9 protein-coding genes are annotated in these 7,765 nt (G+C 65.8%); 3 read left to right on the plus strand and 6 right to left on the minus strand.

The genetic code is table 11. The features are described 5' to 3' along the window. Positions 1–17: 17 nt before the first annotated feature. The 6 genes from soxX to soxC all read right to left on the minus strand — a co-directional run bounded on the left by soxX (position 18) and on the right by soxC (position 5,143). Positions 18–668, minus strand: coding sequence for a sulfur oxidation c-type cytochrome SoxX (gene soxX, locus HFL01S_RS04820; protein WP_066255421.1), 651 nt, complete (start codon positions 666–668; stop codon positions 18–20). 18 nt (positions 669–686) lie between these two features. After that, a complete protein-coding gene (gene soxA / locus HFL01S_RS04825) occupies positions 687–1,502 on the minus strand; it encodes a sulfur oxidation c-type cytochrome SoxA (protein ID WP_084383092.1) in 816 nt (271 codons plus the stop codon). A 123-nt stretch (positions 1,503–1,625) separates the two neighbouring features. Beyond that, positions 1,626–1,937: a thiosulfate oxidation carrier complex protein SoxZ gene (gene soxZ / locus HFL01S_RS04830; protein WP_066255424.1), complete on the minus strand. Its 312-nt coding sequence runs from the start codon at positions 1,935–1,937 to the stop codon at positions 1,626–1,628. A gap of 59 nt (positions 1,938–1,996) precedes the next feature. Further along, positions 1,997–2,452: a thiosulfate oxidation carrier protein SoxY gene (gene soxY, locus HFL01S_RS04835; protein ID WP_066255426.1), complete on the minus strand. Its 456-nt coding sequence runs from the start codon at positions 2,450–2,452 to the stop codon at positions 1,997–1,999. A gap of 159 nt (positions 2,453–2,611) precedes the next feature. After that, complete coding sequence (locus tag HFL01S_RS04840; protein ID WP_084383093.1) at positions 2,612–3,790, minus strand: c-type cytochrome; 1,179 nt, start codon at positions 3,788–3,790, stop codon at positions 2,612–2,614. Then, positions 3,791–5,143, minus strand: coding sequence for a sulfite dehydrogenase (gene soxC, locus HFL01S_RS04845; protein WP_066255428.1), 1,353 nt, complete (start codon positions 5,141–5,143; stop codon positions 3,791–3,793). 379 nt (positions 5,144–5,522) lie between these two features. Here soxC and HFL01S_RS04850 point away from each other — a divergent pair, with 379 nt between their 5' ends. Genes HFL01S_RS04850 through HFL01S_RS04860 form a run of 3 tightly spaced genes read left to right on the plus strand, consistent with a single transcriptional unit; the run spans position 5,523 to position 7,718 of the window. Further along, the gene (locus HFL01S_RS04850) at positions 5,523–5,825 is read left to right on the plus strand and encodes a c-type cytochrome (RefSeq protein WP_157538761.1); all 303 of its coding nucleotides are present in this window, start codon (positions 5,523–5,525) and stop codon (positions 5,823–5,825) included. Positions 5,826–5,835: 10 nt separating this feature from the next. Then, positions 5,836–7,116 (plus strand): NAD(P)/FAD-dependent oxidoreductase, encoded by a 1,281-nt coding sequence (locus HFL01S_RS04855; protein ID WP_066255431.1) that lies wholly within the window; start codon positions 5,836–5,838, stop codon positions 7,114–7,116. After that, positions 7,113–7,718: a c-type cytochrome gene (locus HFL01S_RS04860; protein ID WP_066255434.1), complete on the plus strand. Its 606-nt coding sequence runs from the start codon at positions 7,113–7,115 to the stop codon at positions 7,716–7,718. Before HFL01S_RS04855 ends, HFL01S_RS04860 begins: the two co-directional genes overlap by 4 nt. Positions 7,719–7,765 lie beyond the last annotated feature (47 nt).

The raw sequence follows: 7,765 nt of genomic DNA on the forward strand, positions 1-7,765 counted from the left end.
CAATGTGTGGGGTGGGATTACTGGTTGATGGGCGACTTGGGGTCCAGCAACAGGGCCATCACGTCCTTGAGGTTCTTCTCGTTCAGGATGCCCTTGTGGCCGGCGCGCGGCATCTGCGAACACGCGTTGTAGGCGCGCGAGTTCCACAGCTTGCCCCAGGTGTATTCCACGACGGCCTTGGAGGCCGGCGCGTCCGGGTCGCTCACGCCGCGCAGCTTGCCGTAGTTGTAGAGGCTGGGGCCGAGATTGCCGAAGGAGATTTCCTTCTTGTCCATCTGGTGGCAGTTGTAGCAATTGCCGCCGTTGACCGTCTTGGCGTCGTCGGTCCAGGTCAGGCCGCGGCCGCTCTGGGCGATCTTCTCGCCCTCCTTCCAGTCGCCGATGAACTTGCCGTCGCTGGGCATCTTGATGGTCTTGAGCGCGGCCTCTTCGATGGCCTTGGCGGTTTTCTCGTCCAGCGGCTTGCCGGCCACGTCGGCGGCGCTGCACAGGCGGTTGGCTTCGTCCTGCGTGAGGTAGTCCAGCGTGGCGATGCCGTTGGGCTGGAACGAGGCGCTCACCACACGGGCGTGGGCCTGGTCGTAGTCGGCACCAGCACCGCCGGTGGAGCAGGCGCCCAGCGCCAGGACGACGAAGGGGAACAGGGCGATGGCAAAAGTCTTTTTCATGGGGTCGTCTCCTGCGGTTCAGCGCTTGATGGCCGGCACGATGGACTCGGCGCCCTTGGCGTTCACGCCCATGTACACCTGCAGCGCGATGGTGGCGTCGCTGCCGAACTTGGGCTCGGGGAAGCGCTGCTGGCGGTAGCAGTCGTTCAGGCGCTTCTGCATGGTCCACATCTGCGAGTTGGACACGCGGTAGGCCGGCCACGCGGCCACGCCCACGCCGTCGCCCGGGTTCTTGGTCAGGTTGGGCAGCTCCTGCAGGCGGATGCGGCCACCGTCGACGCCGTGGCAGGACGAGCAGGCAAAGTCGTGCGGGCCGCCGCGCTGGAAGAACAGGCGCTTGCCCACCTGGTACATGGTCTTTTCCTGCTCGTGCGATTGCGACAGGTTGAACCGCTCGCCTTTGGACTGGGTCGCCACATAGGTGGTGATGGCCACCAGGTTGGCGCCCTCGCCTTTTCCGATCGACGGCGCGGCCTTGTAGAGATCGGCCTCGTTGAAGCCCTGCAGCGTCACCATGCAGGTGATCAGACGGGTTTCGAGGTCCTGCACCTTGCCGGTGTCCTTGAAGAAACGCGGCAGCTCGGTGAAGACACCCTTGAGCACGCCAGGGCCCTTGCCCAGGTCGCACTGCTCCAGCGAGGCGTTCTTCGGCCCGCGCTTCTGCTTCCACAGCTCCTCACCCTTCATCTCGAAAAGTTCGGCCGGGTTGCCGTCCTGCAGCATCTCGCGGTATTTGTTGATGCCATCGATGGCGGCGTTGCCCTGGGCATGCACCGCACCCAGCGCGAAGACGCCACCCATCAGAAGGGCGGCATGGCGAGCGTCGAATTTCATGGGTGTCTCCTTCGTTGTTGTGTGACTCGGAGCGCGTGACCCCAAGCCAGTGTCACCGCGGAACCGGCTTTGCCGGGCCGCAGGTGGCGCCCCCTGGGGGGTCGCGCGAAGCGCGGCGGGGGGTTAGGCAATCTGTGCTTCGTCGGTGCGCGAATCGCCCTTGGTGTCGACCCACTTCACCACGACCTTGTCGCCCTTGGCCGCGCCCTTGAACTTGAAGGACAGAAAGGGGTTCTGCGACACCGAGCCGCTGAAGATGGCCTTGAGCACGGTCTTGCCGTTGTGGGTGGCTTCCAGGTCCTTGATGAAGTGGGCGGGAATGAGGGCGCCAGCCGCGTCCTTGCGGGTGCCGGGTTCCATGGGGTGGGACATCAGCACGCGGACGGTGGTTTCGTCGCCGGCGAGGGCGGCACGGATGCGCATCGGGTCAGCCATGATGGACTCCTATCGATTCAATGAGATGGGGAAGATTCGGGACAGGCGTTCGGGGCTGATCAGCCGCCGCAGCCGCCCAGGGTCACCTTGGTTTCCTTGGTGGCCGAGAAGAGCTTGCCGTCGGCCTTGACCACGGCGATCACGTTGGTGCTCTGGCCCATCTTCAGGCGGGTCTGCACGTCGGCGGCGGTGCCCGCCGGGATCATGAAGCCGCACGACAGCGGGGTCGGGTTCTTCTCGACGATCAGGTAGATCTCGGTGGTGTTGGGCAGCTTGCTGGTGGCGCCCACGGGCACCACGGCGCCGTTCTCGGCGATGTCGGGCGACACCACCGAGACCTGGTCGCTGGTGGCGGGCGTGCCGCCGATGGCCTTGAGCGCTTCTTCAAGCGTCTTGACCTGGAAGCCGGCCTGGTCGACGGCGGCCTGCGCCTGGCTCTGGGTGACGATGCCCAGCGAGACCAGCGTGGCAAACGCGCCGGTGGACTTGAGGGCGGTGCGACGGGATTGGTTCATCTTGAACTCCTGGTGAAAAGAGGGATGGGAGATTATTTGTCGGGGGCGCCAGCCTGGGTCGTGTGCCGAGGGGGGCATGGTCATAGCGTAGGGACTCCCGGGTGCTTCCGGAATGGGGTTTACGAGTAAATCCGAATATTCAATCTGGCTTGTATTTAGTCATTTCGCGCCGGCGGCGATCCACTGCGCGATGGCCTTGGCATCGTCGTCCTTGAGCTGGGCCTGGGGCGGCATGGGCACCGCGCCCCACACCCCCGAGCCACCGGCCTTGATCTTGCCCACCAGGTAGGCCTCGGCATCGGCCCGGCCCTTGTGCTTCGCGGCGATCTCGTTGAAGCCGGGGCCGACGATCTTGTTCTTCACGCCATGGCAGGCGGTGCAGGCGTTGGCCGCCAGCAGGCTGTTGACATTCGCTCCCTTGCTGGCCGCGGGCGCGGGGGCGGGCGGAGCTGGGGCCACGGTGGCCGCGGCGGTGGCACCGATCAGCCCCTTGGGTGCGGGCCGGGTGGTGTCGGCACCGCGCACCGGGCCGATCACGCGGTTCTGCTGCTGGATGTTGCCGTGGGCGTCGCGCGCAAAGTCGGGCAGGAAGGAATGCACCTTGGGGTCCACCGCGCAGTCCTTCATGCAGGCCACGTTCTGCACGTCGCCCTTGCCGTTGGCCTTCCACAGCGGCTCGTAGAACACCATGCCGTTGCGGTTGGGCATGCGCTGCTGCACCTCGGCGATGTTCTTGTCGCTCAGCGTGAAGTCGGGCGGCACGATCTCGGCCAGGCTCAGCAGATAGGCCGTGACGCCGTAGACCTCGTCGGGCTTGAGTGTCTTGGGGTTGTTCCACGGCATCGCGCGGTTGATGTAGTCCCACAGCGTGGAGAGCGTGGCCACCTTCATGATGGTGGTCTTCTGCGGCGCGGTGCTCTTGGCCCCCTCGACCAGCGCGGCCACGCGCCCGGTCTCGATGTCCTTCCTGGTGGTGCCGCCGATGATGGGCGTGAACACCTCGTTCGATTCACCGAAAGAACCGTGGCAGGACGCACAGCGCGACTCCCACACCGTCTCGCCCAGGGACACGCTGCCCGCGCCAGCCGGCAGGCCCTTGAAGTCCGGGCGCACGTCGATGTCCCAGGCCTTGACCTCGGCCGGCGTGGCGTCGCGGCCCATGTTCGCCCAGGGCTTGTCCTGGGCAAACGAGGCCGCAGCAGCAAGCCCCAGGGCGAGCGCAGCGAAGCCCCGAGACAGACCCAGAAAGCCGTCGAACCGGCTTTGCCGGGCGACAGGCTTTGCCCCCTTGAGGGGGGATGCGTTTACACGCAGTGAAAAAGCGACGGGGGTGTTCATTTAGTAAACCTGCACGTTGGAGACTTCGCCGTTCTCGGACACCAGCCAGCTCTGGATCGCGTTCTGGTGGTACACCGACCGCGTGCCACGCACCGCGCGCAGCTGGTTGATCTTGGGCTGCACGTAGCCCGTGCTGTCGATGGCGCGCGACTGCAGCACAGCGGGCTTGCCGTCCCACACCCAGTCGATGTTGAAGCGCGTCAGCGCCTTGGGCAGCACCGGGCCTTCGATGCGCGCGGTGCGCCAGTTGCGGCCACCGTCCACGCTCACGTCCACGCGCTTGATGGTTCCGCGGCCCGACCAGGCCAGGCCCGTCACGTTGTAGTAGCCCCTGTCCAGCAGGGTCTGGCCAGCCGACGGCGTGGTGATGACCGACTTGCACTCCTGCACGCCGGTGTACTGGCGGTGCGTGCCGTCGGGCATGTGGTCGATGTAGTGCACCGCCTCGTCCTTGGTCGCCCACTTCTGGTCGCCCACCTCGATGCGGCGCAGGTACTTGACCCAGCTCACGCCCTGGATGCCGGGCACCACCAGGCGCAGCGGGTAGCCGTTCTCTGGCCGCAGCATCTCGCCATTCATGCCCCAGGCCACGATGCAGTCGTCCATGGCGCGCTCGATGTCGATGGTGCGCGTCATGGACGAACCGTCGGCCCCCTCGGCCAGCACGTACTTCGCGGCCTTCCTGTCGATGCCGCACATCTCCAGCAGCGTGGACAGCAGCACGCCGGTGAACTCCGAGCAGCTGACCATGCCGTGCGTGTACTGCACGGTGGGCACGGCCACGTTGCCCCACTCGGTCGCCGAGTTGGCACCGCACTCGATGAAGTGGATGCGCGAGACGCTGGGCAGGCGCATCAGGTCGTCCATGGTGAACACGCGCTGGCGCTTGACCAGGCCGTTGATCATCAGGCGGTGCTTGGACGGGTCGATGTCCCACCAGCCCTGGTGGTGGCGCTCGAAGTGCAGGCCGCTGGGCGTGATGATGCCGAACAGGCCCTGCAGCGGCGTGAAGCTCACCGACGCCTGGTCGACGCGGGTCAGGCCCGGGCTCTGGCGGCGGCGCAGGTTGGTTTCCCACTTGCTGGGCTGGCCGTAACCCGGGTCCATGGCCACCGGCTGGCCCAGACCCGTGCTGTGCTCGGGCAGCTTGAGGATGGCGTCCTCGCCCTCGGCACCAGCCGCCATCGCGCGGCTGGCCGCACCGACCGAGGCCGCGACGCCGGCGCCCATGGCCAGGGCGTTGCCCATGAAGCGGCGGCGGGCCTTGCGCGCCTGTTCCAGCTTCTCGGCGCTCAGGAAGTTCTCGGGTGCGGGCAGCACGCGCCCGATCACGTCGTTCAGGTCTTTGGACACGGGTGGGTTCCTTCTCGTTGGCGAAGCGGTCGGGGCACCGCGGCATGCCGTCCACCGGCCTGCTTCCGGGGACTTTGATTTCATTCAGCCAACTATATTATTAATTGCCTATATAAGGATTAGTGTAAACCCGATGCCGTCGGATCGCTGACAGATGGGCCCTCCGCAGCCCCAGGCCCATGGCCAGCGCACTGACGACGCGCTGACAAACCCCGGCCAATTCGCTTTGATTTCTCTAGGGTTTTCACCGTTCAGGCAGGATTTTTCCCAGTGCTAGCATCAAGCATCTAAATATGCGAAATCACTGATGCTTTGCCTGCCAGCCGAGGGGCTCTGCTACAGTTTTTGAACCCCTTCCCCAACCCCAGTGGAGACAACGATGGTCAAGACGATGAAATGGCTGGCGGCGGGCGCCCTGTGCGCCGCCGCGGTGGGGGCGCAAGCCCAGGTGAACCAGGTGCGCGTGTGGGCCGCCGCCTGCGCCAACTGCCATGGCACCGAGGGCCGTGCCCTGCAGGGCAACGAGCCGCTGGCGGGCAAGGACAAGGACGAGCTCTATCAGAAGCTGATGGACTTCAAGAGCGGCCGCAAGCCCGCGACCATCATGCACCAGCTGTCCAAGGGCTACTCCGACGAGCAGCTCAAGGACATCGCCGCCTACTTCGCCGCCCAGAAGAAATAAGGAGCCCACCATGCAACGTCGTCAATTTGTTCAGACCCTGGGCGCCGGTTCGGTCCTCGCGGGCATTGGTGGTCTTGCCGGTTGCGCCTCGGGTGGCGGCTACGGCCCCAAGGTGGTGGTGGTCGGTGGCGGCTACGGCGGCGCCACCGCCGCCAAGTACGTGCGCATGTTCTCCGACTACGGCATCCAGGTGACCCTGGTCGAGCCCAACGCGGCCTTCGTCTCCTGCCCCATCTCCAACCTGGTGCTCCAGGGCAGCAAGACCATTGCCGATGTCACCACGCCGTACGACAACCTGGAAAAGCGCCACGGCGTGAAGATCGTGCGCGACATGGTCAACAGCATCGACGCCGAGAAGCGCGTGGTGAAGCTGGCCGCCGGTGGCGAGCTGCCCTACGACCGCCTGATCCTCTCGCCCGGCATCGACTTCATGTGGGACACGGTGGCAGGCATGACCAAGCCCGGTGCGCAGGACAAGGTGCTGCACGCCTGGAAGGCCGGCCCGCAGACGGTGGCGCTGCGCAAGCAGCTCGAGGCCATGCCCGACGGCGGCGTCTACGCGCTGTCGATCCCGCTGGCCCCCTACCGCTGCCCGCCCGGCCCCTACGAGCGCGCCTGCATGGTGGCCAACTACTTCAAGAAGGCCAAGCCCAAGAGCAAGGTCGTCATCTTCGACGCCAACGACGACATCCAGTCCAAGAAGGGCCTGTTCATGAAGGCTTGGGACGAGCACTACAAGGGCATCATCGAATACCGCCCCAAGCACAAGGTGGTCGAGGTCGACGCCTCCACCAACACCCTGAAGTTCGAGTTCAACGACGACTTCAAGGCCGCGGTGGCCAACGTGGTGCCCAACATGCGCGCCGGTGACATCGCCGTGCGCACCGGGCTGGCCACCGCCAACAACCGCTGGTGCGAGGTGGACTTCCTGACCTTCGAGTCGAAAGCGAAGAAGAACATCCACGTGCTGGGCGACGCGATCCAGATCGCCCCGGGCATGCCCAAGTCGGGCCACATGGCCAACCAGCACGGCAAGACCTGCGCCGCAGCCGTGGTGTCGCTGCTGCAGGGAAAAGAGCCGCCGCAGCTGCCGATCTACGCCAACACCTGCTACAGCTTCGTGACCGACGAGGACGTGGTCCACGTGGCGAGTGTGCACCGCTACGACGCCGAGAAGAAGACCATGCTGACCGTGCCGGGTTCGGGTGGCGTGTCGACAGCCGCGAGCGAGCTGGAAGGCCGCTACGCGCATGCGTGGGCCCGCAACATCTGGGCGGACACCTTGGCATGAGCGAGAAGCACCCCCGCGCCGCGCTGCTCTGGTCGCTGATCTTTGTTGCCTCGTCTGCCTTCGCCCAGGCCGACGAGGCGCGGGCCAAGAAGATCGCGGGCGGCTCCTGCTTCCTGTGCCACGGTGCGCAGGGCGAGTCGACCAGCGAGGTGTTTCCTCGCCTGGCCGGGCAGCATGCTGAATACATCACCAAGCAGCTCAATGCCTTCAAGAGCGGCCAGCGCAAGAGCACGGCCATGGCCGACATGGTGAGCAGGCTCACGCCCGACGAGATGCTGGCGCTGGGCAAGTACTACGAGAGGTTCTCCCTGCCGCGCGAAGAGGCCAAGGACCCGCAACTGGCGGCCATGGGTCGCTACATCTTCCACAACGGCAACAAGTTCAGCGGCGTGCCGGCCTGCGTGAGCTGCCACGGCACCAATGCCGAGGGCGCGGCCAACCTGCCCCGCCTGGCGGGCCAGATCCCGGGCTACATCCACACCCAGCTCAAGTCCTTCAACAAGCGCGAGCGCACCAACGACAACGCGGTGATGCACGCGGTGGTGGAGAAGATGACCGAACTGGAGATGGCGGCTGTCGCTGAGTACGTGAGCAGTAAATAAGGTACCCCCCGCGCCGCCTGCGGCGTCACCCCCCAGGGGGCGATGCG

The organism is Hydrogenophaga flava NBRC 102514 (assembly GCF_001571145.1).
Classification (GTDB): domain Bacteria; phylum Pseudomonadota; class Gammaproteobacteria; order Burkholderiales; family Burkholderiaceae_C; genus Hydrogenophaga; species Hydrogenophaga flava.

Coding starts and splice junctions, on each gene's coding strand:
- soxX (WP_066255421.1), bottom strand. CDS start 668: ATGAAAAAGACTTTTGCCATCGCCCTGTTCCCCTTCGTCGTCCTGGCG.
- soxA (WP_084383092.1), bottom strand. CDS start 1,502: ATGAAATTCGACGCTCGCCATGCCGCCCTTCTGATGGGTGGCGTCTTC.
- soxZ (WP_066255424.1), bottom strand. CDS start 1,937: ATGGCTGACCCGATGCGCATCCGTGCCGCCCTCGCCGGCGACGAAACC.
- soxY (WP_066255426.1), bottom strand. CDS start 2,452: ATGAACCAATCCCGTCGCACCGCCCTCAAGTCCACCGGCGCGTTTGCC.
- HFL01S_RS04840 (WP_084383093.1), bottom strand. CDS start 3,790: ATGAACACCCCCGTCGCTTTTTCACTGCGTGTAAACGCATCCCCCCTC.
- HFL01S_RS04850 (WP_157538761.1), top strand. CDS start 5,523: ATGGTCAAGACGATGAAATGGCTGGCGGCGGGCGCCCTGTGCGCCGCC.
- HFL01S_RS04855 (WP_066255431.1), top strand. CDS start 5,836: ATGCAACGTCGTCAATTTGTTCAGACCCTGGGCGCCGGTTCGGTCCTC.
- HFL01S_RS04860 (WP_066255434.1), top strand. CDS start 7,113: ATGAGCGAGAAGCACCCCCGCGCCGCGCTGCTCTGGTCGCTGATCTTT.